General features: G+C 61.3%; 20 protein-coding genes. 3 read left to right on the top strand and 17 right to left on the bottom strand.

Annotated elements, in window-relative coordinates:
* Positions 1-314 precede the first annotated feature (314 nt).
* Positions 315-1,130 (bottom strand): hypothetical protein, encoded by an 816-nt coding sequence (locus ABDK75_RS16365; protein ID WP_346006438.1) that lies wholly within the window; start codon positions 1,128-1,130, stop codon positions 315-317.
* Positions 1,131-1,673: 543 nt separating this feature from the next.
* Between ABDK75_RS16365 and ABDK75_RS16370 the strand changes: the two genes are divergently transcribed.
* From ABDK75_RS16370 to ABDK75_RS16380, 3 genes are all read left to right on the top strand, one after another.
* The gene (locus ABDK75_RS16370; RefSeq protein ID WP_346006439.1) at positions 1,674-2,195 is read left to right on the top strand and encodes a DUF6932 family protein; all 522 of its coding nucleotides are present in this window, start codon (positions 1,674-1,676) and stop codon (positions 2,193-2,195) included.
* Positions 2,188-3,180 carry a hypothetical protein gene (locus ABDK75_RS16375; protein WP_346006440.1) on the top strand — a complete coding sequence of 331 codons (993 nt, stop codon included), beginning with the start codon at positions 2,188-2,190 and terminating at the stop codon, positions 3,178-3,180. Before ABDK75_RS16370 ends, ABDK75_RS16375 begins: the two co-directional genes overlap by 8 nt.
* A 417-nt stretch (positions 3,181-3,597) precedes the next feature.
* Positions 3,598-4,191 (top strand): nuclease-related domain-containing protein, encoded by a 594-nt coding sequence (locus ABDK75_RS16380; protein WP_346006441.1) that lies wholly within the window; start codon positions 3,598-3,600, stop codon positions 4,189-4,191.
* Between the two features lie 12 nt (positions 4,192-4,203).
* Here ABDK75_RS16380 and ABDK75_RS16385 read toward each other — a convergent pair whose 3' ends face one another.
* The 16 genes from ABDK75_RS16385 to ABDK75_RS16460 form a co-directional block, all read right to left on the bottom strand.
* Complete coding sequence (locus ABDK75_RS16385) at positions 4,204-4,569, bottom strand: hypothetical protein (RefSeq protein WP_346006442.1); 366 nt, start codon at positions 4,567-4,569, stop codon at positions 4,204-4,206.
* Between the two features lie 67 nt (positions 4,570-4,636).
* Positions 4,637-5,032 carry a hypothetical protein gene (locus ABDK75_RS16390; protein WP_346006443.1) on the bottom strand — a complete coding sequence of 132 codons (396 nt, stop codon included), beginning with the start codon at positions 5,030-5,032 and terminating at the stop codon, positions 4,637-4,639.
* A complete protein-coding gene (locus ABDK75_RS16395) occupies positions 5,032-5,403 on the bottom strand; it encodes an ABC transporter substrate-binding protein (RefSeq protein WP_099213630.1) in 372 nt (123 codons plus the stop codon). The genes ABDK75_RS16390 and ABDK75_RS16395 overlap by 1 nt, the downstream gene beginning before the upstream one ends.
* Before the next feature lie 85 nt (positions 5,404-5,488).
* Positions 5,489-5,986: a MucR family transcriptional regulator gene (locus tag ABDK75_RS16400; protein ID WP_346006444.1), complete on the bottom strand. Its 498-nt coding sequence runs from the start codon at positions 5,984-5,986 to the stop codon at positions 5,489-5,491.
* Positions 5,987-6,268: 282 nt separating this feature from the next.
* Positions 6,269-8,317 (bottom strand): UvrD-helicase domain-containing protein, encoded by a 2,049-nt coding sequence (locus tag ABDK75_RS16405; protein WP_346006445.1) that lies wholly within the window; start codon positions 8,315-8,317, stop codon positions 6,269-6,271.
* Positions 8,314-8,985 carry a hypothetical protein gene (locus ABDK75_RS16410; protein ID WP_346006446.1) on the bottom strand — a complete coding sequence of 224 codons (672 nt, stop codon included), beginning with the start codon at positions 8,983-8,985 and terminating at the stop codon, positions 8,314-8,316. Before ABDK75_RS16410 ends, ABDK75_RS16405 begins: the two co-directional genes overlap by 4 nt.
* The gene (locus ABDK75_RS16415) at positions 8,982-9,962 is read right to left on the bottom strand and encodes a DUF3991 and TOPRIM domain-containing protein (protein WP_346006447.1); all 981 of its coding nucleotides are present in this window, start codon (positions 9,960-9,962) and stop codon (positions 8,982-8,984) included. Before ABDK75_RS16415 ends, ABDK75_RS16410 begins: the two co-directional genes overlap by 4 nt.
* Positions 9,963-10,705: 743 nt before the next feature.
* Complete coding sequence (locus ABDK75_RS16420) at positions 10,706-10,927, bottom strand: hypothetical protein (RefSeq protein WP_061500341.1); 222 nt, start codon at positions 10,925-10,927, stop codon at positions 10,706-10,708.
* 92 nt (positions 10,928-11,019) lie between these two features.
* Positions 11,020-11,370 carry a single-stranded DNA-binding protein gene (gene ssb, locus ABDK75_RS16425; protein ID WP_062273635.1) on the bottom strand — a complete coding sequence of 117 codons (351 nt, stop codon included), beginning with the start codon at positions 11,368-11,370 and terminating at the stop codon, positions 11,020-11,022.
* A 26-nt stretch (positions 11,371-11,396) separates the two neighbouring features.
* Complete coding sequence (locus ABDK75_RS16430) at positions 11,397-11,918, bottom strand: hypothetical protein (protein WP_346006448.1); 522 nt, start codon at positions 11,916-11,918, stop codon at positions 11,397-11,399.
* Entirely contained in the window at positions 11,915-12,265 is a 351-nt protein-coding gene (locus ABDK75_RS16435; protein ID WP_346006449.1) for a hypothetical protein, read from the bottom strand. Before ABDK75_RS16435 ends, ABDK75_RS16430 begins: the two co-directional genes overlap by 4 nt.
* A 54-nt stretch (positions 12,266-12,319) precedes the next feature.
* A complete protein-coding gene (locus tag ABDK75_RS16440; RefSeq protein ID WP_256445653.1) occupies positions 12,320-12,448 on the bottom strand; it encodes a hypothetical protein in 129 nt (42 codons plus the stop codon).
* A gap of 196 nt (positions 12,449-12,644) precedes the next feature.
* Positions 12,645-13,052 carry a hypothetical protein gene (locus tag ABDK75_RS16445; protein ID WP_346006450.1) on the bottom strand — a complete coding sequence of 136 codons (408 nt, stop codon included), beginning with the start codon at positions 13,050-13,052 and terminating at the stop codon, positions 12,645-12,647.
* Positions 13,053-13,124: 72 nt separating this feature from the next.
* The gene (locus ABDK75_RS16450) at positions 13,125-13,805 is read right to left on the bottom strand and encodes an LPD29 domain-containing protein (RefSeq protein WP_346006451.1); all 681 of its coding nucleotides are present in this window, start codon (positions 13,803-13,805) and stop codon (positions 13,125-13,127) included.
* A gap of 188 nt (positions 13,806-13,993) precedes the next feature.
* Positions 13,994-15,856: a ParB/RepB/Spo0J family partition protein gene (locus ABDK75_RS16455; RefSeq protein ID WP_346006452.1), complete on the bottom strand. Its 1,863-nt coding sequence runs from the start codon at positions 15,854-15,856 to the stop codon at positions 13,994-13,996.
* Positions 15,857-16,049: 193 nt separating this feature from the next.
* Entirely contained in the window at positions 16,050-21,188 is a 5,139-nt protein-coding gene (locus ABDK75_RS16460; RefSeq protein ID WP_346006453.1) for a DEAD/DEAH box helicase family protein, read from the bottom strand.
* Positions 21,189-21,233: the final 45 nt, after the last annotated feature.

The raw sequence follows: 21,233 nt of genomic DNA on the forward strand, positions 1-21,233 counted from the left end.
ATAAAATCCAGCCATCGTTCGATGATCTGGTAGATGTGCGGGAGTGTTGAGTTTTGATGACAGACCGGGCTGCTTCGGGGACAGAATAAAACCGTGTTCACTCTTGCGCCTTCCGAGCGCGTGAAATTGTCTGGTCTTCTGTCCGCGGACTTCATCATGGCCAGCAGTCTTTGTGGCTGCACAAAAAGGCCGGACACATGAGAGCACCAGTTCCGTACGTTTCAAAACGAGATTTTCCTTGCGCCGTAGAGGCCGTTCACACAAGAGTGAACGAACCCTTCAGGGCCGCCCCGATCCTGCTTTTCTTCTGCCCATTACATCACCCACGGGTCAGGATCGAAGAGATCGAAAAGGATGTCCTTTCCCTCCCGGATCTCTTTCCTCATCTTCCTTTTCAGAATCTTCCGCTCCTGCCGAGCCTTGCGCCTTTTCTTCTCGTCAGCCTTCCAGCAGTCCCGCAGGACAGCACGCAGTTCGGGACACTGTGCGCTGACCTGTCCATAGGCCTGACGCCGGAACCGGGCCACGCCGCCGAAGCGGTCGATACCTGTCAGCAGGGTGCTCCTGCCGATCCCCGGATAGAAGATCACGCCGAGACCATCCTGCGCATCGGGTGTTGAGGGCAGCCGGAGGAAAAGGGTGGCGAAGCCATCCGAGGTCTCGACCCATCCGGGCGCTGGCCCTGCCAGTTGCCTCAATGGCAGCAGGTCAAAGTCCGGACAGTTCTCAGCTATGGCCGCCGAGAGAGGCGGAGACCTGTGCCAGAAGCTGGCGCTACAGCCCGGCCAGTCTTTTGTGGCGTCGGTCGGAAACAGGATTCCGAAGACTGTGATGAGATCCGCTTCATAGACAAGCTGACCGCCCTGCCATTTGGCAAAGCCCGGATCATCGAAGCAGTCGAAATACTCCATGCCGCGGATACTGACGTCCGGGAAGTCGTCGGACAGCCCATGGCCGTGGTCAAGGAACGACGTTCCGACCCCGTTTTCGAGGGTCATCACCAGCGTTGTGTCGTTCTCCCACGCCATCTGGTCTGGTGCATAGGTCCGGTAGGCGCGCTCTTCGGCGATCTGGCGCAGACGGTCCTGCGGGCCGGTGAGCGTAAAGACTGTTGTGACGGGAGTAGCCACGGGAAGCTTCCTTTTTCTCCTTTCAGATGCTTCCCCGCGAGGCGCAGACGGCTGGACGGGACAATGGCGCGCCCTCCAGGGCGCGGGCCGCGTGCGGCCGAACCATTGTGGCGGCCAGACGGCCTGTGGCGCGTCTTCCCTGTTTTTTCTTTTTCTTATTTACAAAGTACGCGTCCGAGGAGTGCACGATTGACGGCTGGTTACGCCTTCATGTCGGTCATATGTGGCTTAGATGAGCCCCCTATAGCGGATATGACCACCACAATCTCTCGCGCGAAAGTTGGACCTCCAGTGGACCGGATGCTTCCGTCGCCGACTGGCAGTGACCTAGGCATCGCGTTCAGTGATGGACCCGTCAGCAGCATGCTGCCGCCGAATCTATATGCTTACGTGCGAGCGCATAAGAATGGAGATTTACGCGGCGACCAACGTCGCTAAGCTCGGGTTTGTTCGCTCCTTTATCGTGGAACCATTGGACACGAGGTCATAACCCGCTAGTAAATTGTCAGATACTTAGACGAAGGCGCGGCTCAGGAGGAATGCGTGAACTTTAATTCAGATGGTTATCTTGAAGCGGGCCTTCATGATATGGAGATTGACGAAATAGTTGAGCACTTCGTTACAGCATTCCCGACGTCAAATACCCGCTTGAGCATAATCGATGGATATAAGAAGCACTCCGCTGAGATCGCGGCATTGGGCCTTTCCTGCACCGAATTATTGGATGGGAGCTTTGCATCGAACAAGGCCGATCCAGGGGACATCGACATGGTCGGCTTCATGGATCTGGCAGCAGTGGACGCGCTGGACGCTGTGGCCAAGGCAAAACTAACGGCGTTATTCTCGGGTAAGGTCACGCGCGGTACGCACCTGTGTGATGCCTATTTTGTGCCAACCGTGCCTGAAGACCATCCAGCTTACGATCAATTGCGCGCGCAACGTAAATACTGGATGGGTGAATTTGGATACGATCGCGAGGATCGCCCGAAAGGAATAATCCGTACTCAAGTTGCTCCTGCCGCGCCTCATCCCGTTTCCTCCGCTGCGGGAGAGAAAAATGCTTGAGATTTGGCATGGCGTGGACCCGGGCGCGGCAGAAGCGCGACTGCGGGGGCTTCGCCGGCGTTTGTCGGAACTAGATTCTGCACTCGCAGGTCAGCAAGCGCTTGCTCGGACTAACCCAGACAGCTTTGGCATTGCTCTGAGCGGAGAGGGTCTTCGTTCAATGGAAGCTGAACTCCGCCGAGAGCTTATTGAAGTGCTGCGGCACCGGCAGGCTGAGCATGTCTCTATCGTGCTTGATGGGCCAAACTTCGTTGAGCATTCGGCAAAATTCTCTGACCTCGGCCCGATCTTCACGCGAATGCAGAAGCTGTTCTCCAGTATTGCGCAGGCAATTACGACAGGACCGACCAATCGTGGCCCGATCCGTTCGGACATCATGGCTCATACTGCCATGCGGCTGCAGGCAACCTACGCATCGTCTTTTGGCATGAACGTTGCCGTTGCGTCGAACTATGACGTATTGGGCGAAAGTCTGCCATCTGATACGTTGAGTCAGCTATTTCAATTACTGTCTGCAACACAAAACGATACTCGCTTGATGCGTGTGTCAGGAGAAGTGGGGCGACGGTCACTCGTTCACTTGCGGCACTTAGTGAATCACTTAAGAGCTACCGAAGCGACGATGAATCTCGACTGGAAGGATTTTGCAGGAACTCGGTATGAGTGGCAAGTAACACGAGAGAGTGCTGATAATATCATTGCGAGCATAGACAATATCACAGAAACTCGCTCCGAGACAAAGAGCTTCGATGGGCGGCTTGTCGGGGCAAGTTTGCTTCGCAATCGGTTCGAGGTACTGTTAGACTCGGATAACGTCCTTGAGGGTAATTTCGTTAGCGGCTTGGCCGGTTCCGTTCAGGAGACCTTTGGAAAGCGAATAACGGCAATATTGGACGAAACAGAGGTGCTTGATCGCGCCTCCGGAGAAGCCAAGACGTTTTACACTTTGAAGGCTATTCATCCGTTTCCGAATGCGATTAATTAAATTGAAGTAAACCGCCCTATGGGCTGGTTTGGAAACTTGGCCCAATGAGTGAGTGCGACGCCTTGGCGCCGCGCTCACAGCACGCTTTCTAGCACCGGCGCCACCTCGAAACCGTGTACCCCGCCGGACAGAAAACAGGCCGTGAATCACCGCTAACTCAAGCTTCAAAGTAGGCTTTAAGGCATCTGAAACGTCTGACCCTTAGCTCTCGTACCACAAAGCCGACTTTCTGCTTTCCCCCCCTAATTAGGCGTTGGCATCGGCAGAGTGTGACAGATGTTCTCGCGATGCGGTGCCAAATAGAGAGACCGCAAAGTCGCAAAGCACGTCGCTAGAGTCAGGATATCGTTTGCCAGACCAGAGACATGCCATGCGCTTTATCAAGCCCCATACTTTCGCCTGGAGGCGCGCCTTCGTATGGTGCGCCTGAGACTTCGGCCGCGTGGCGGCCCCTCTCGCATCGAGCGGAGCGACAGCGCGCACGCAGCCTGGAAGAGCCTTCAGGCCGAACTCAAAGGCGCGAAAGGCGAAGACAGGATCCGCACCCTCCTGAACGATCTGGGACGGCCAAGCCTCCATGACGTTCGTCTTCCCAAGGCCTCTGGTGATGGCACAACCCAGATCGACCATCTCGTCCTTTTGCCCCGTGCCCTCATGGTCATCGAGACCAAGCACTATGCAGGCCATCTGAGCGGGCATCCGAATGACGAATACTGGCGCCAACGTCTAGGGAAAGAGGAGGCTGGCCGCCTGATCTACAGCCCTCTTCGCCAGAATGCAGGCCATTGCGCAGCCGTCCGCGCTGTGACGTCACAGGCCTGTCTGGATGTGGAGATCCTGAGTCGCGTGGTCCTGACAGGACGCGCCAGTGTCACGGCCGCCCTTCAGGCCAGTGTCAGAACCCCGGACGCTCTCGCCGACGAACTGCAACACAACTGCGGAGAGGCGTCAGGACTGATGATGGGCTTGTGGCAGAGGATCGTGCGCGTCGCCCATCACACAAAGGAATAGGCGCGCAGCGCCTTATTCCACGGCAATACCGATGGCGGCCGCTGTATACCGGGTTGTTGGCAGGACACGAACAACGGCCTCGCCCCCGACATCCGAGAGATACAGAAGCCCGTCTTTCGGGCAGCCCAAAGGGCGCCCATCAGGATCAAGCACCAGACGCAGGCTGGTGATCGGGCTGACTTCATAAACGTGATGCTCGTCCCAGGAGACGAACGCATGAATCCGCCCTTTTTCGACCACCGTATGCAGCGTTCCCGGGAGAATCCCTCGGGCTTTCTGCTTCAGGCGCTCTGACATGAACTGACCAACAGCCTCTTTCTGCTGCTCGGTCAGGCTCTCATATGTGCAGGGGGCGGGATAGATCGGTTCACCAGTCACGCGGCCAGTCCTTCCTTGCTGAGATGGATAAGGAAAGCCCCAGAGGGGCCTCCCTTATCGGGACAGGTCAGTGTTTTGCCGAGGTCTGGCGTTGCTCGTCAATAAAGTCCGTGACGTCTTTCAGGACGCCATCCGGAATTTCCTCACCGTCATCAAGATCGACTTCCAAACCTTCAGCCGGTGCCTCCGTGCTGCCAGCCGACAGGCCCAGGCAGAGATCCGGATCTTCAGGATCGTAATCGACCCTGACGGCCCAGCCATCCGACAGAAAGACGAAATCGCTGAGCAGGCCGTCATCCTCAAGATCGTCGTCATCCTCAGCCTCGTCGGCGTCTGACGGCAGATCGGAGGCCTTGCAGACGCCGGCATACAGGCCAGGAAAGGCCGTGTTCAGCGCATCCACAACCTGCTGGGTCTGCGGACGAAAAGGTCCAGTCTTTGAGACCGGCATGACATCACACATCAGTTCAGCTTCCAGCAGGTGGAGGTCACATGCTGACTGAAGGTCAGGCGTGTGTTGCCATTGTGATCACCGATCAGCTCGCACCGTACCCATTTTGACGGGGAGGTCCGGTCCACGAATTTTTCAAGGGTCAGGATGTTGCCTTCTTCACCAGCCGACGTGCGAATGGAATAGCCGGCATCAAGCAGTGCCTGAAGGCTTTCGGGAATGGCTGCGAAGGGCGTAGGCACGGAGGCCGCATGGCCTTTGGACGTCGGTGTCGGGGATGCAAACCCCATACTCCCAAGAGCCGGATCGAGGGCCATGGCAGGCGAAAGGGCAGCGGCCGTAAGGCCTGCTGCCAGGGCAAGAGAAGAAAGAAGGCGGGTCACGGTCTGTCCTTGCGGTTCATGGGATCTGAAAAGATCGCTTTACCGGACAAAGGTAAAGACCGCTTCTGCGACTTCCTAAAGAGACTCAGACCTTTGCCGGACGTCCGCGCCGCTTCTCCGGGATTTTCCGCACGGGCACCTCAGGCTCGGTCTCTTCGGGCTCAGGTGCAGGCTGGCTCCGACCACCCTTCGCGGTCCCAAGACCGATCTGATGCGCCAGCTCGGTCCGATGCCGTGAATATCCTGGCGCCGTCATGGGATAGTTGGACGGCAGTCCCCATTTTGAGCGGTACTCATCCGGGGTCAGATTATAAGCGCTCTTGAGATGGCGTTTGAGGAGCTTCAGCTTCTTTCCGTCTTCGAGACAGATGATGTAGTCCTCGAACACGGACCGCTTCGGATGGACGGCCGGGAGCAGCTCAACTGGCTCTGGCTCGGGCGGCTGGCCGGCCGACGCAAGGGCTGTATGAACACTGCGGATCAAATCAGAAATCTGCTCTGCGGGAAGTTCACGGGCACTCACATAGCTTTCCACAATATTGGCTGTCAGACGCCGAAAATCTGTCTCACTATTTGAGGTCATTGCAAATTCCGTTTTCAAATTTCGACTGTGCAAGATGGCACTCTATACAAAAGATAGCCTGACAAGTCACTGAGGCCGCGTTGTTCTCGCCATGGGAGCAGGCGCAACACCTCGTCCCAGATGACGGTGCTCGGAGCAATAGTGTGTATCGCCTTTCGGTCCGGTGAACCCGAAAGCTGCGCCCTTCCCGCAAACCTCGCAGTCATAAAGCCAGCCGGACTTCGTCCTGGGCCGCTGAGAGGTGTAAGGCCTGTCGTCAGGAGCATGATGATCAGACATCCCTTAAAACCCCATGGCATCGAGAGCAGCCATGGTGTGCCGGAACCGGCCCCCTGTCTCTCTCTTCTTCGATTGCCCCTGCTGGCGCAGCCAGCCTGTCACGCGATGCTCGGCAGGGATTTCCTCAATGAAGCCTGACGGCCTCGCTGAAACACCCTGACGATAGCCGACACTGCTGATCGTGGCCTGTTGCATGGCACGGGTCAGCGACACATAGGCCAGACGGCGCTCTTCCTCATAATTGCGCTCGCCCATCCCCGGAAAGACTGTCTCCTCCCAGGCTGGCAGGAAGACGTGGGGAAACTCCAGACCCTTGGCGCGGTGCATGGTCATGAGCTGCACCCGGTCGCGTCCGCGCTCATTCGGTGAGGCCGTGGCCAGGGCCGCGTGCTCCAGAAGATCCTGAAGCCGGGTAAAGCCCTCGGCCAGCCCGACCAGCTCGGACAGGTTCTGCAAGGCCGTCTCCCCCTCTTCGGATGCGGCCTCCCGCCACATCGTATAATAGCCCGTCTCTTTCAGGAGCGTATCGAGGCGATCGCAAAGCCGCATGTCCGGGATCTGGCCGATCCGGGAGACCGTCTCACGGAAGGCAAGCAGGCTGTCACGCACCTTAGCGGGAAGCGTTGCCGTGGTGACGGCCGCACACAGGCTGAGGCCGCGATCCTGCGCTTCCTGCTCGATCTGGCCAAGCGCCTTGGCGCCAAGGCCTCGCCTGGGCACATTGGCCACGCGCCGGAAAGCCTCATCGGACTGGCGACTGTCCGGACAGGCCGCCAGCATCAGGAAAGCGAGCGCGTCTTTCACCACGGCCCGGTGGTAAAACCCGACGTCGCCAATAATCTCGTAAGGGATACGCGCCTTGAGCAGCGCTTCTTCCAGAGAGCGGGACAGGCGGTTGATCCGGTAGATCATCGCCATGTCATGCCAGGCCACACCTTCTGCCGCACGACGTCCCATCTCGGCTGCAATCGCGTCGGCCTCATCTGACGCATAATCGTAGGAGAGCACCTCAATCTTCTGACCGTCGCCTTTCTGGGTAAACAGCGTCTTCGGGATCCGGCCCGGGTCTCGCGCGATGATGGCGTTGGCGGCCTGGAGGATATGATGCGTGGAGCGGAAGTTCTCTTCGAGCTTGAACAGCTTCGCCCCGTCAAACTCCCGAACGAAGTTCCGGATGAAGCCAATTTTGGCCCCACGCCAAGAATATATCGACTGCGAATCATCGCCCACAGCGAAGAGTTCCCGTGAGTATTCAGACATATAGGTGAGCCACAGCATCTGCGCACGGTTCACGTCCTGAAACTCATCGGCCATCACGGACGTGAAGCGCTGCGACCACCTGTCACGATAGGATCGGTCGTTCATCAGCGCAAGCGTTGGCCACATCAGCAGGTCTGAGAAATCGGCGGCATTCTGCTCGCGCAGGGTGGCCTGATAGATCTGGTAGAGCCGGACCGCAAACTCCCAGCCTTCGACATCGACCATCTGATGGGCCGCACGGCGGCGCTCGATCAGCCCGCGTACCCAGGCGGGTGCGGCCTCGGGGGTCACGAGGTTCTCCTTCATATGCCCGATCCGCTCGCCCATCTTCTTGACCTGCCGGACGTCACACTTCTTGCCTGTGTCCGGTTCGGGCACAGTATCCGGGTCCATGGCCTTCATGAGACGGCGGATCAGCGCCGTCGCATCGTCTGCGTCGCGGATGTCAAAGCCAGGATGCAACTGCGCCACCTCAGGCTCCGCCCGGAGCTGCCGCGCGCCGAGGCCGTGAAAGGTGCCAAGCCAGAACGGAGCCTGTCCCTCGCCTAAGACGCTTGTGATGCGCTCGCGCATTTCCTGAGCAGCCTTGTTGGTAAAGGTCACGCACAGGATCTGTGACGGGCGCATCCCATACATCTGGATCCGGCACGCCACACCAGCCGTAAGCGTCTTCGTTTTTCCCGTTCCGGCCCCGGCCAGGACCAGCACGCGCCCAAGCGCCATGGCGGCCTCACGCTGCACTGGGGTCAGCGGATCCAGTACGGGTGCGAGGGTTTGGGGATAGGCGCTCATGCGGGCACCTGCTCAACCGGATAGACTTCAGACGCCACCGGATCCTCGACGGCCACGACATTGCTGCTGTCAGTAAAAAGGGTCAGCGGATGATAGAGATTGAAGCCCTCATGAGGGCCGTCCCAACGCCCGGCAATGACGAGGGCCAGTGCGCGGTTCAGGCCGCTGCCCAGCCACACAAGCTGATGCGGGACCGGCATCTCCGGCGCTTCAGGATCCGTACAGCCGAGGCGGCGCGCATGATCCATCCAGATCGCAGAGGCCTTTTCGTGGCCCAGCATGTTGAAGGTCAGGCCGCTCTTGAGAACCATCTGGTCGATATGCTGGCAGGCCGTTGATCGTGTGTCGTTATACATCATGACGTCCTCAAAAGCCTTGGGGCAGGCTGACAAAGTGAGCGTGGGGAGTTCAGGTCCGTTCAGACGGACGATCGTGGACTTGCGGGTGAAGACGATCAGCTCGCCGTCGCGGTCCCAGGCATCATTCAGGCGATCACCGCCGATCACGACGCCCTGCACCAGCCCCTCGGGCGTCTGCGCCTCGCAGAAGACCTCAGGAGCAGAGGATCCCACCCCGGCACGCTTCCAGACCTTCATGGCCTCTGCGTCCTGCCGCCACAGGATCAGCGTGACGGCCTGCCAGCTCAGACGGGATTTGCTCTGTTTCATGCGGCCACGTCCTGACGGGCGCGGCGCTGCAGGACCGCGTTCCAGTCCTTGTCCCTGGCACTCGGCGAGTAGCGCAGGGGTTTCAGCCCGGCCTCACGGATCATGGGCGCATAGATTTCTTCGTAACGATCACCCTGGGCATCGCAGTCCACGGCAATCATGACACGGCCGCCAGCCTCAATGGTGCCGAGAAGAACACGAAACTCCTCCAGGGCCTCGGGACTCATGCCGCCGCCTGATGAGACATACAGGCTGGGTTCAAAATTGAACGGGTCCATGGCGGCATAGGACAGCACGTCGATGGCAGACTCACCGATGACCAGACGAACGGGCGTTTCCCCTTTTTCGCCAGTCCTCATCCGAAAGAGCATCTTGCCACCGCCGCCCGAGGAAAAGCCGCGATATTCCGGCCCGCGCATCTCCATGCCGGTCAGCTCGCCTGCGTTGTTGCTATGGGCGAACCAGGCCGTGCCCTTCATGCCTTCCCGCAGGAGGCCCTGCTGGATTGCGAGACGAAGGATGCTCTCCGGCAAGGCGCGGTCGCGGGTCAGATAGGTCCAGGCGGCCGACCCCGGATGGGGAGCCTGACGGTTCTTCCACATATATTTCGGATCACGCGCGGGCTTGCGCTCCTTCGGTTCCGCCACGTACTCGGCCCCGCTCGGCGTCAGGCCCAGCATTCCACGGAGTTCAACGCGCGCGTTGCCAAGGGACATGCCCGGATTGAGAAAGCGGACCAGGTCGATGACCGAGCCTTTGACGATCGAAGAGGAATTGTGCGGATCCCACCAGCCCTTGCCGCCGTGGGTCACGATGATGCTCTCGCCTTTCTGGCGACGAAAGCGCATGTGACGGGCGGAACTTTCGGACCGGGCGAACCTGTAACCGGCATGTTCCAGAACAACGATGCAACTGATCTCGTCACGAAACTTCTGGAGTTCGTCGTTCATCTGCTGAGGCGAGTTCTGGTAAGCCATGACGGAAAATCCTCCCGAACGTCCGTTACTTTCGATCTTTGGAAAGTATAGTAAATTACCGTCACAATATCCACTGAATACAACGGAATACCGTGCAATATATTTACTTGATTGAATAAAATAGTTCTTGCGTCCAGCGCGCCAAAAACCAGTTTTTCTTGTTCGTCCTGCGGGGGTTTCGGGGGCAGCGCAGCCCCCGGTGTTGCCGCTGAAAGGAGCTGTGTGGAGACGTTTTTCTCGTCCCGTCCTGCCAGGAACACGACAGTTGCGGGCCGAGGGTGTCAGGACCGGAAGACTGCGGATCGGCAAAAGCGGGTTGCGGGCAGCGCGGGACACCGTCCTGCGATGAACGCGGCCCTCTTTTGACGAAAGACGCGGTCTGGAGCCCGAAGGGTTGTCTTGAGACCCTCGGACCGTGACTGTCACACTGATCGCATGACGGCGAGGTCGGAACACAGCTCCGTGCCACCCCGCAAGGGGTGGTTGAAGCGGCAACGTCTGATGGTTCGGCATGAACGGATCCTTCAAGAAGTGTCATCAGTCTGCCCGTGCCATCTGCGACTGAAGCCCTCGGCCTCAGCTTTTTTTCAGGGATCGCGCATCATTCCTTTCCTCATCGTCCTTCTTCGTCTGCCCTTTCTGTCGTTCCAGTTCCTCCAATGTGCGTCTCACGGCCTGTGAGAACCGCGTTTTTCCGTCCCAGAAACGGCGTGAATACGCGCGGCGGTCCACCGTCGCCGTCCTCATGCCACACCTTCCGGACGATCGAGGCTGTCCAGGAGCTTCTCCTGCGAGCGGCGGCGCAGCGTCGCGGCCTTGCGGCGGAAACCGGCCGTCAGCCGCGATGGCAGCATGAGGGACTGATCCGTGTCTTCCAGGAGCACGGCCTCAGCCATGAGGCGGACACTCAGGGCGCGCGCCTGACTGCGAGGGACTGTGAGGGGAGCGGGCGTCGAATAGAACATAAAACCTCCTGAGACCCGCCTCTTTCAGGAAGCGGGTAAAAAAAGCCCGGCTCCAGGGCCGGTTTGCGTGCGTGTTTCGAAGAAAGAGAAGGTCAGCGTCCCGGGTCGGTAAGGATCATCACATCCCCGTCCTGGGCGCTCACGACGATCTCGGGTTCAGGCGGCCCCTGATCGGTGCCCGGGCGGACTTCGTAAGCGCCGCGCACGAACACGAGCTGGCCCTTGCGGACGCGTCGCTCCAGAAGATCTGTCAGAAAATCGTTGTGGCAGACGATCCTGTGCCACACGGTCTGCGGGACGCGGCGGCCGGTGTGTGTGTCGGTGCGGTGGCTGTCTGTCGCCAGACGGAAAAGGGCCACGCGGTGTCCGTCCTGTCCTGTGCGGATCTCAGGATCCGCGCCAAGGTTGCCAATGACGATGGCAAGGCTGAGGGTCTGAGCCATTGCTCTGTCCTTTTCTCTGGCCCGTGTCAGAAAAGCTCGGCCTGCACGGGCGCGGCAGGGAGAGGCTGGTGTTCGGATGGCAGGGAGATCCTGAAGCGCTGTGCCAGACGGGCCAGATCGGCCCGGTCGCGTGCCTCCTGCTCGGCGGCAAGGGCGCGCGCGTAAGCGTCGATCAGCCCGCTGCCGATGATGCGGTTGCGGATGTCGCGTTCGATGTCCGACCAGGTCCAGGCCGGATCGCCATAACAGCCGTGCAGGACGATGCCGCGCAGGAAGCCCAGACGCGCCTGTGTCGTGGAGAACTGCGCGCCCCAGAAGCCGTGGATGTCGAAATGGGCGATATGCCCGAACATCTGGCTCAGGCGGTTGTAAAGTGTGCGGTTCCACGCGCTCTGCGGAAACCCGCGCGCGATGAAAGACAGGAGCGCGTTACCGATTTTCGCTTTCTCGGCCGTGTCACTGAACTGCGTTGCGGTGAGGCCCTGAGGCTCGATCGGCGGCCGCCGCAGGGACGGGCACGCAATGGATGCTGGCTCTATGCTACTCATGACCGCACCTCGCGGTTAAGCATCGCCTCGACCTTGGCGAGGTAGGCTTTGAACGGCGTCTCCTCAGGGATCATCCTGATCCACTGCTCGGTACCGAGGGATCCCTTCCACCGGGCCTCGCAGAAGCCCTCGGGATGATCGCTCCCACGCTCGGGTGTCACAGACACGAGAAAGGAGGCTTCCGGGTAGTCGTCGTGCAGGCGTGCACCGTATTCGGCTACTGCCGCCCGGATTTCCGCAAGGTCAGCCGCTTTGATCCGTGTCTGTCGGTAGCGGTCAGGGGACGAACAGGAGATGAGGCTCCCGTGAGAGGCCGCAGGAATGGCAGCCAGAGTGTATGTCGGCATGGTGATCTCCACACAGGACAGGGCCGCCCGTGAGGGCGGCTGATCTCGGATCGGTCAGAGAAAGGCGGGAAGCACCACCACCAGAACGATGAAGGCTGCGAACAGCGCGACGCCCGCTACGAACCCTGCGAGTTCGAGCCATTCCGTGCGGTTGCGGGGGCGAAGATCGGAAATGTCGGCCATGTCATTCTCCTGTTTTCTTTCATGACCTCTTCCGGCGACCGCAGCGGAGACTGGCTGGCAAAGGCGCTGCAACGCAGCGGGATCGGACGACCCGCAGCGTAGCGAGGACACGGCCGACCCACCCTTTGCCAGACAGGCTCCGGTGTGGTGCCTGCCCTCTCCTTTTCCCCCTTCCCCCTTTTTCTTTTCCCGTCTCCTACTGCGCGAGATTGGCGACCTGCCGCGCCAGGCGGGCACAGAGCGCGCGCGTGACGGGGTCGTCCTCGTCCACAACCGCACCGGTCAGGACAGGAAGAAGGCGGCGCGCTTCAGGTGCCGAGAGATCCAGATGCCAGCACGCGCCGATCTGCGTGGCCACCGCATCCGGCTGATCGACCGAGCGGACGGACACCGAGACCTCATTGCCGTCCACGTTTTCGGGTTCGAGAACGGCGTTCTGACCGTCTGGCAGGCGAACAGAGCGCAGGCCGCTCATGTTCGGCTCGTCAGCCGTCGCGTCCAGCACGAGCTGACCGGCTGCCTCGGCCGTCTGGGCCTCAACCTGAAAGGTGACGCGATCGGAGAGAAGCTGGCGCTCGCTGAGCGTCACAGTAAAAACGGGCATGTCAGGGCTCCTGAACTGAAAAAGGCCGCCCCGGAGCGGGCGGCCTTGAAGGGCGGACGAAAAAAGAGAGGCTCAGTCGCTCACAAATTCGGAGCTGCCGAACACGTCCTGCCAGGGGCTGTTGCTGGTCAGGTGGCAGTCGGACTGCCAGTCGTAATATCCGGACTTGAACCGCGAAGTGATGGCCTGGAGGGTTTCGGTCGCCGCCTCGTCCAGATCCTCCTCGGTCCGCACGGTCACACTGCCGTAGTGGCTTTTGCGGACGGAAAACTTCACCTTCGGGAAAGCCTTCTTCAGCATCCGGCGGATGTTTTTGGCCGCCAGCGTGCCGCTGCTGTCGTCGCCCTGCTCCAGATGGGCATAGTCCGGATTGACGCGGAGTGCTGCGACCTCGGCGGCATGTTCGGCTTTCGCGCGGGCTTCGGCTGCCACCTGCTCAGCCTCAACCTCTTCGGCATGGGTGCGGAGGAAGGCGATCTCCTCAGCGCTTGCCAGTTTCTTGTCGGCTTCGATCCGCCACTGGACACCGCGCAGAATGGCCTCGGGCAGACGACGGGAGATCGAGCCACAGGCAAAGACGATATCGTAGGAGGCGCTCCCGCCCGACACGATGGCCCCGCCACGCGACAGGGACCGGACGGTGGTCGGGCTGGCCTTGCCGTAAACGGCCATGACGATCCCGGCTCCCCGGCTGTAGAGATGCGTGTAAACGCGGGTGCCGACCTGAACGGGAACGAGAGAGGGGACGAACATCGTCTGATCCTTTTCCTTTGGATTTTCGTGATGTCTTCTCCAGCGTCAGCGCGGGACGGCCGGGTCAAAAGCGGCGCGTGCGCCGGCACCGGAGGCGGCGAAGCCGGTAAGGAGCCACCTTTTGACCCGGCCGGAGCGCGATGGCAGCGCCCCTCCCCTCCTTTCCTTTTCTTTTCCCGCTCCCTGCTTCAGGCCACGACCACGATTTCGAGGTGGTCACGCATGAACTGCATGGCCTCGTTGTGCTCCGACGGCTCGGGCTCGGGCGCTTGCAGAGAGAAACTCTCTTCGGAGTCCGGCTCCGTCACTGGCACGACAGGGCCGTTCGACAGGTCGGCCTCATCATCGGCTGCTCCATCGAAATCATCTTCAGGCATCTCGTCCAGGTCCTCGTCGTCCACCACGCTTTCCAGCTCGCGGATCTTCTGCTGCTTTTTCTTCTGCTTTTGCGCCCAGACGTCCTGCGCCTGCGCAAAGGACGCCACCTCAGGCAGCCAGTGGCCCTCCCCGACATGATTCATGAGGGCCGCACGCATCTCCTTGCCCGTATTCTGCGGCGCAAGCCCTTCTGCCTGCACGGCCTTGGTGATGCCGGGCTTGCTGAAGCATTTGAGGAACGGCTCAAAGGCCATGCTCGGCATCTTCTGGTCGGCTCCGAACAGAACGCCCACGAGCTGCGCGGGCAGGCCACTGCCGCTGTGCATCGACACGTCGCAGTTCAGGATGCTTTGCAGGACGCTTACGGCATGGCGGCGGATCAGCTTTTTGTCACGGACAAGGCTGCCCTCGGGGAACAGGTCAGCCATCGCAAGCGTGCGCGCGGTTGGCTCTGACCAGTTGTTCCCGCTGGCGTCGCCCTGCACCCGGACATTGTCAGCTTCCAGCGCCAGCAGAAGGGCTGCAATCAGATCCCACGGATCGGCTGTCTCGGACACCTCGCCGAGGGCTTCGCGCAAGGCGACGGTGCGGATCTCGCCAATCATCTTGTGGCCGGTTCCGGACACGTCCGGGCGCTCCTTCGGGGCCTTGGGCTCGCCGGATCCGGTCGCGTGACTCTGTGTGAAGGCAACAGAAGGACGGCAGCGTTCTTCCACGATCTTCAGGTTTCGGGGATTGAGGCCGTAACCCATCACCTCACCCTCCTGTGTCGCCATCCAGGTGCCCATGATGATGAAACCTTCGGGCGCGCGGACGTATCCGTACTCGTCCGAGGTCAGGACGATGGAGTTTTCGGGCCGCTCATTGTCCAGCCAGTCCTGCTGTGCGGCCGCGTAAGCCGTGGCATCGAGCGTATAGCGGCTGTCCGTATCGGCTTCGGCAAACAGATCCTCCATCCAGACGATATTGTGCCTGCGGGCAAGCTCGTCGCCAAACCGGGCGTTGCGGGCGTACCATTCCTTCTGTTTGAGATTCCGGGCAAGTGCGCCCCAGGCCACGGTGTCCTCCGGATCTTCGGCCTTCACGCGATACTCGGCCGGATCCTCGTCGTCTTCCACGCTTTCGGAAAACATTTCCGCCCATGCGTTACGCTGCTCGTCCAGAGAGGCCTGCGCGATGATCTTGCGCTGCCGCTCATCAGGGCCTCGGCCAAGGGCGATGGCATCCAGAATGGGCGGGTGCAGCTTCGCCAGAAGGCTGAGACGCTTGAGATAGCTCGGCGTGACCATCAGGGCGGCACAGACCTGCGGATCTGTATAGCCAAGCTGCTCGCGCAGGCGGGTGACGCTGTTCCACTGCTCCGGCTCCGTCATGTCGAGACGGACGAAGTTCTCGCTGACGGCGGCCAGTGCATCGAGGTCTTCACTCTGATCCCCGACATACACGTCGATTTCAGGAACACCCGCATAGATGGCGCCTTCCGTCCGACGGTGCCCGGCTACGATCATCAGGCGTCCGTCTTCCAGTTCCCGGACGGCCGGGGGATGAAGGATACCAATCGCCTTGATGTTGAGCGCGAGTTTGCGCAGTTCTTCAAGGCTTCCGATGGAAGAGCGCGGATTGTTCGGGTTGGGCACAAGGGTTTTCGGATCAACGCGGCGAAGCTCGGCCATGGAACGCTCTTTCTATGATTTTTCAGATGTCCCTCCCGCGTCACGGGCCAGCCAGCCGCGCAAGGCCGCGCGAAGCGCGCCCGGCCTGAGCCTTGCGCGGCTGGCTGGTTCGTGACAGCCCCGCCTTTCCTCCTACTCCTTACTGCTTTTCCTCCCCCTTACTGTGTCCATTCCGGACACAGTAAGGGCAGCATCAGGCGGCCTCTACGGCCACGGCCTGATCTTCCAGCGCTGCCTTTGCCTCGGCTGCTTCAGCCTCTTCCGCTTCCTTACGGCGTTGCGTATCGGCTGCCAGATCCGCCTCAAGGGCCGCCATGGCCTCGCGCTTCTCCTGCAACAAAGCCGCCTCCGGGAACGCCAGACCCACACGGGCGCGGTAGCCGGGCAGCTTGCGCTCGGCTTCCTCCACCTGACGGCGCGCGTCCGCCAGTTCCGCCTCGAACCGCAACAATGCGTTCTCGATGCGGCTGACCAGCCCGACCGGGCTTGTCTCGCGGTCGAAGTCCATGCCGAGGATCCGCCCGTCCAGCACAAGACCGAGGGTCGCGTCCCATGTCTCCTCGCCGTCAAAGCGGGTGCGCCAAGTCTCGCACAGGATCTCGAAACCGCCGATCGTGCCGAGCGTCCACTTGCCTTTCTCCCCGGCCTTCGCGGCGAGACGGGCCTGCGAGAGAAGCCACTGACCGGCCTTCTCACGTTCGGTCATCTCCCGGTCCTTGCGCACCAGACGGAACGCTTCACCGCGTGTCGGCTCACGCTTTGCGATGTCGTTCTGAAGACGCGGGATCACGGCCTGCGCTGTGTCACGGTCACGCTCGGCACGGTTGATGGCACGACGGACGTTATACTGATCGTCGTGATGGGCGGCCTGCAACCGCTCCAGACGGGCCAGCTCGGCCTCCAGTCCAGCCTTCTGCATCAGGCGTTCGTCACCCGACGCCAAAGCTTTTGCCATGGCGAACTGGTTGGCTTCCGCCCCCACATCCTCCAGACGGCGGATGGTCCGGTCTCCGGACATGGCAAGGCAGATGAACTTCTGCTTGCGCTCCAGCATCTGCCAGTTGGTCGCGTCCACCGAGCCTTTCAGGGCATAGGCGTAGAGCTGGATCACCGGGTTCTGGTTGCCCTGCCGCTCGATGCGGCCTTCACGCTGGATGATGTCCGAGACCAGCCAGGGCACATCGAGGTGATGCAGGGCAATCAGCCGCTGCTGCGCATTCACCCCAGTCCCCATGGTCGCGGAAGACCCGATCAGGATCCGCTTGCGCCCGGAGTTCATGTCGCGGAAGAGCGCCTGCTTGGCGGTGCTCTTCTTGTAGTGCTGCATGAACGCGATCTCGTCGCGCGGCACGCCCATGCGGATCAGCTCGTCGCGGATCCAGCGATAGGCCGAGAAACCGCGTGTCTCCAGGGCGGATTCCGTGCCCAGATCCGAGAAGATCATCTGCGTGGCACCCGGCAGCTCGTACTCCCGTCCCGTCTCAGGGTCGGTGTAGCGATTGGCGGACGTGTCCTGCCAGATCTGGAAGACCTTGCGGATCATGACGTTCAGCTTGTTGCTGTTGTCATTATCCGCCCAGTTCCTCACGAAACGCAGGTCGATGGCAGCGTGCCGGGCGTCAGTGATGACGGACAGCAGAATGTCGTCACCCTTCTGGGGCTTGCCCGTGCGCTCTTCAATCGTCTTGATCCGCTCGGCAAGCGTCTTCTGATACTCGCGGAAGGCGTCCCCGCTATCGGCCACGACAATCTCACGTCTGCCGCCCGCCACCTCTGGCAGTTTGACGTAGCGTCGCAGGTCGTCCTGCTGCACCACGTCGGCAAAGTCGCGATACATCGCCATCAGGTCGGCAACATTCACGAACTCGGAGAACCGCGTGACAGGCTTGTAAAGACCGCTCGGCTGAAGCTCCAGTTCCGTGCGGGTCTCGCCAAAACTTGCGGCCCAGGCGTCGAACTCGTGCAGACCACGCTCGACAAGGGCTGGCAGATCCATGAACCGCTGGATCGAGAACATCTCGCCCAGGGTGTTGGTAATCGGCGAGCCTGACGCCATCACCAGCACGCGCTCGGGATTACGCTTTGCGAGGTAGCGCGTTTTCACGAACAGATCCCAGGCGCGCTGGCTGCCGTTCGGGTCGATCCCCTTCAGATCGGACTGGTTCGTGCCGAAAGACAGTTTGCGGAACTGCTGCGCCTCGTCCACGAGGATCTGGTCCACCCCGATCTCGCCGAGATGCACGAGATCGTCCTTGCGGCTGGACAGGGCCTTCAGCTTGGCTTCCATCCCCTCCTTCAGGCGCTCGATGCGCTTGCGCGACAGGCGGTCGTCCCGGTTCACGTTCTCCAGAAGGCTTTCGTAGGACGCGATCTGGTCCTCGACCATCTCCTGCTCAAAGGCGCTCTCGACCGGCACGAACTTGAAGGCGTCATGCGTGATGACAATGGCGTCCCAGTTCCCCGTGGCCGCCCGGGCCAGGAACCGCTGGCGCTTGTCCTTCACGAAGTTGGTCTCGTCCGCCACGAGGATCTGGGCGTTCGGGTAGAGCATCATGAACTCACGCGCCATCTGCGCAAGGCAGTGTCCCGGCACCACGATCATGCCCTTGGAAATCAGACCGAGGCGCTTTTGCTCCATCACGGCCGCGCACATCGAGAACGTCTTCCCGGACCCCACCGCATGGGCCATGTAGGTGCTGCCCTTGGCGATGATCCGCCAGATCACCCGCTTCTGATGGTCGCGCAGGCTTATGGCCGTGCTCGCTCCCGGCAGTTTCAGGTGGGAGCCGTCGAACGTGCGCGGGACAAGGTTGTTGAACGCATCGTTATACAGCCGCACCAGACGCTCGGCGCGGTCAGTGTCCTGCCACACCCACGTCTCGAACGCGGTCTTGATCGCGGCCAGCTTTTCCTTGGCGGCCTCGGTCTCCTTCGTATTCAGTTCACGGTGTTCGCCATTCACATCGCGCCAGGTGTCCCAGATTTTCGGGCTGGCCTGATTGAGTGCATCGTCCAGCAGATCCCCGGCATGGCGGCGCTGTGTTCCCCAGACCGAGGTGGCCTCCGCCTTGCCGGAAAACCCACTCTTGTCCACGCTCCAGGTCGCCACCTCCATCGTGTGGTGAATGGTCGTGCGGACCCCCATGACCTCTGCGACGAAAGCCTCGACATCCGGCACAGGGATCCACGGGGCTCCCAGGCGGGCCGTAATGTCAGACGGGCGCAGGTCTTCGGGCTGGACCTCTTCAAGGGCTGCGACGTTGCGCAGATAGCGTCGGTCGCGCTCGGCAGCCTCCCGGGCCTGCGCCAGCTTGGTGCGGACCGCCCCTGACAGGGCCTCGTCGGCCGTCACCCAGACCTCACGGCCACCTGTGCTGCGGATCGGATCGAGATAGACCGAGGATCCGAGTTCGGCGAGCACCTCCTCACCCGGGCGGCCCAGAAGCTCCGCCATGCGCTCGACGTCCACGCCGCCTGTCTCGTGCAGGGAGACCGCCAGCGCATCATGAGCGCCGTGAACCTCGGGCTCGGACGGCGCCTGAATCACGCGCTCGCTGAAGATCGGACCTGGACGGCCGGTCTGGCTCTTCTCGTCATACTCTTCGATCGAGCTGACCAGCCACACATCCGGATCGTCGTAGAAGGGCTGAAGGTTCGGACGCCGCTGTGTGGACTTCTCCTCACCCGTCTCTTCATCCACGCGGGTCGTGGTGTTGGTGAGGTTGATCGGCCCGAACTGACGGGCAAAGGCCTGATACGCGCGTTTGAGATCTGCCTGATGGGCGCTGTAGGGCAGGTTTTCCACCTGTGCTCGAAGCACGAGCCGGGCCGCATCCCTGACAGGAATCAGGCCCTTGATGATCGCGGCGTGCTTCTGGAAGATCCCTTCTTTCTGCTCGCCTTTCTTCACCTTCACCAGCACGGTTTCGCCGTCGATGATCTGGTGCAGCACGCCTTTATGCAGCAGGTAGCTCCCCTCTTTCAGCAGGGCACCGTCTGCGGCCGTTCCGATCTCGGCGGCGTGGTTATCCTGCACCGCCGCGACATCGAGTGTCTGCGGGACGGGGAAGCGGGCCAGCGAAGAGAGACGGCCAAGGGCCAGTGGCAGGGCCTCGTCCAGCATCTGGAGCGGATTGGCCTTGCAGGTGTATTCGGGTCCGAACTGACCGCTCGTCCAGTCGTGCCGGCCGAGAACCTGCTGGCCGTTTTCGGCGAAATAGCGGTTGATCCGCAGCGGGCCTTCGCCCTGATCGGTGTCAGCCAGCGCGGCCACGTCCAGCCAGGTGGCATCGCCTGCATCCTCGCCCGGTGCGCGGCGGCGGAACACCAGAACGTCCACCACGACATCGGTTCCGGCATCGTCGCGCATGGCACCCGCTGGCAGGCGTGCGCCGCCGACGAAATCGGCCGTCTCGAAGATCGTGCGCCGTGCGCCGGCATCGGACTTGTCCATCGTCCACCGCGACGTGACGAACATCGCCAGCGCTCCGGGACGCAGACGGGAGATGGACCGGGCGATGAAGTAGTCATGCAGGGACAGGCCAAGGCGGCCCAGCTCGTCCGTGCCCCGCACCGTGCGATTGCTGAACGGCGGGTTGCCGATGACCAGATCGTAGCGTTCCGCCAGCTTGGCCGTCGTGAAGTCCTCGGACCGGACCCACTGGTTCGGAAACAGCTTGCGCGTGATCCGGGCCGTCAGCGGATCGTTCTCGATTGCGGTCCAGGCGGTTTTCGGGGCCAGTTTCGACGGCACGCTCGCCATGAACAGGCCGGTTCCGCAGCCCGGTTCCAGCGCGCGTCCGCCCCGGAAGCCCATCTGTGCGGCTAGATCCCACATCGCATGGACGATCAGCTCGGGCGTGTAATGAGCGTACTGTGTCGCCCGTGCCAGACCCGCCCGCTCCTGCTGGCTGGTCAGTTCCTCAAGCTGGCTGCCGATCTCTTCCCAGCCTGCCCGGAAGGTTTCGCCAGCACGCGGGAACAGGCTGTTGGCCAGATCCCCTGCCCCGAACCCGGTGAAGCGGGCGAGGACAGCCTGCTCGTCGGGGCTGGCGTTGCGGTCTTCTGCTTCAAGCGTGGCCAGAAGGCGGATCGCCGCAAGATTGTCCCGCGCACGCTCTTTCCAGCCCTGGGCGAGGCCACGCGTTCCGATCAGGGAGAAGTCCACCTTCGGCAGGACAGCGGGGATCGGGGCCGGGGCTTTTGCCACCTGTTGGGCCGCAGCCGCGGCTTCCTCAAGGGCGCGGTCTCCCGGAAGCTCGCCCCAGTACAGATTGGACTGGCTGCCGCCGAGTGCTGAGGTGTCGAAGAAGCTCAGTTGAGACGTGGACATGGAAAAACTCCGGACAAGCGGCAGCGCCCGGTGCTGCGCGGAGGC

Source organism: Gluconobacter sp. OJA, from assembly GCF_039638325.1.
In the GTDB taxonomy this organism is placed as follows: domain Bacteria; phylum Pseudomonadota; class Alphaproteobacteria; order Acetobacterales; family Acetobacteraceae; genus Gluconobacter; species Gluconobacter cerinus.

Excerpts from the sequence above, each read along its gene's own strand:
- ABDK75_RS16375 (WP_346006440.1), top strand. The coding sequence starts at position 2,188 with ATGCTTGAGATTTGGCATGGCGTGGACCCGGGCGCGGCAGAAGCGCGA.
- ABDK75_RS16380 (WP_346006441.1), top strand. The coding sequence starts at position 3,598 with ATGGTGCGCCTGAGACTTCGGCCGCGTGGCGGCCCCTCTCGCATCGAG.
- ABDK75_RS16390 (WP_346006443.1), bottom strand. The coding sequence starts at position 5,032 with ATGTGTGATGTCATGCCGGTCTCAAAGACTGGACCTTTTCGTCCGCAG.
- ABDK75_RS16400 (WP_346006444.1), bottom strand. The coding sequence starts at position 5,986 with ATGACCTCAAATAGTGAGACAGATTTTCGGCGTCTGACAGCCAATATT.
- ABDK75_RS16405 (WP_346006445.1), bottom strand. The coding sequence starts at position 8,317 with ATGAGCGCCTATCCCCAAACCCTCGCACCCGTACTGGATCCGCTGACC.
- ABDK75_RS16410 (WP_346006446.1), bottom strand. The coding sequence starts at position 8,985 with ATGAAACAGAGCAAATCCCGTCTGAGCTGGCAGGCCGTCACGCTGATC.
- ABDK75_RS16415 (WP_346006447.1), bottom strand. The coding sequence starts at position 9,962 with ATGGCTTACCAGAACTCGCCTCAGCAGATGAACGACGAACTCCAGAAG.
- ABDK75_RS16420 (WP_061500341.1), bottom strand. The coding sequence starts at position 10,927 with ATGTTCTATTCGACGCCCGCTCCCCTCACAGTCCCTCGCAGTCAGGCG.
- ssb (WP_062273635.1), bottom strand. The coding sequence starts at position 11,370 with ATGGCTCAGACCCTCAGCCTTGCCATCGTCATTGGCAACCTTGGCGCG.
- ABDK75_RS16430 (WP_346006448.1), bottom strand. The coding sequence starts at position 11,918 with ATGAGTAGCATAGAGCCAGCATCCATTGCGTGCCCGTCCCTGCGGCGG.
- ABDK75_RS16435 (WP_346006449.1), bottom strand. The coding sequence starts at position 12,265 with ATGCCGACATACACTCTGGCTGCCATTCCTGCGGCCTCTCACGGGAGC.
- ABDK75_RS16440 (WP_256445653.1), bottom strand. The coding sequence starts at position 12,448 with ATGGCCGACATTTCCGATCTTCGCCCCCGCAACCGCACGGAATGGCTC.
- ABDK75_RS16445 (WP_346006450.1), bottom strand. The coding sequence starts at position 13,052 with ATGCCCGTTTTTACTGTGACGCTCAGCGAGCGCCAGCTTCTCTCCGAT.
- ABDK75_RS16450 (WP_346006451.1), bottom strand. The coding sequence starts at position 13,805 with ATGTTCGTCCCCTCTCTCGTTCCCGTTCAGGTCGGCACCCGCGTTTAC.
- ABDK75_RS16455 (WP_346006452.1), bottom strand. The coding sequence starts at position 15,856 with ATGGCCGAGCTTCGCCGCGTTGATCCGAAAACCCTTGTGCCCAACCCG.
- ABDK75_RS16460 (WP_346006453.1), bottom strand. The coding sequence starts at position 21,188 with ATGTCCACGTCTCAACTGAGCTTCTTCGACACCTCAGCACTCGGCGGC.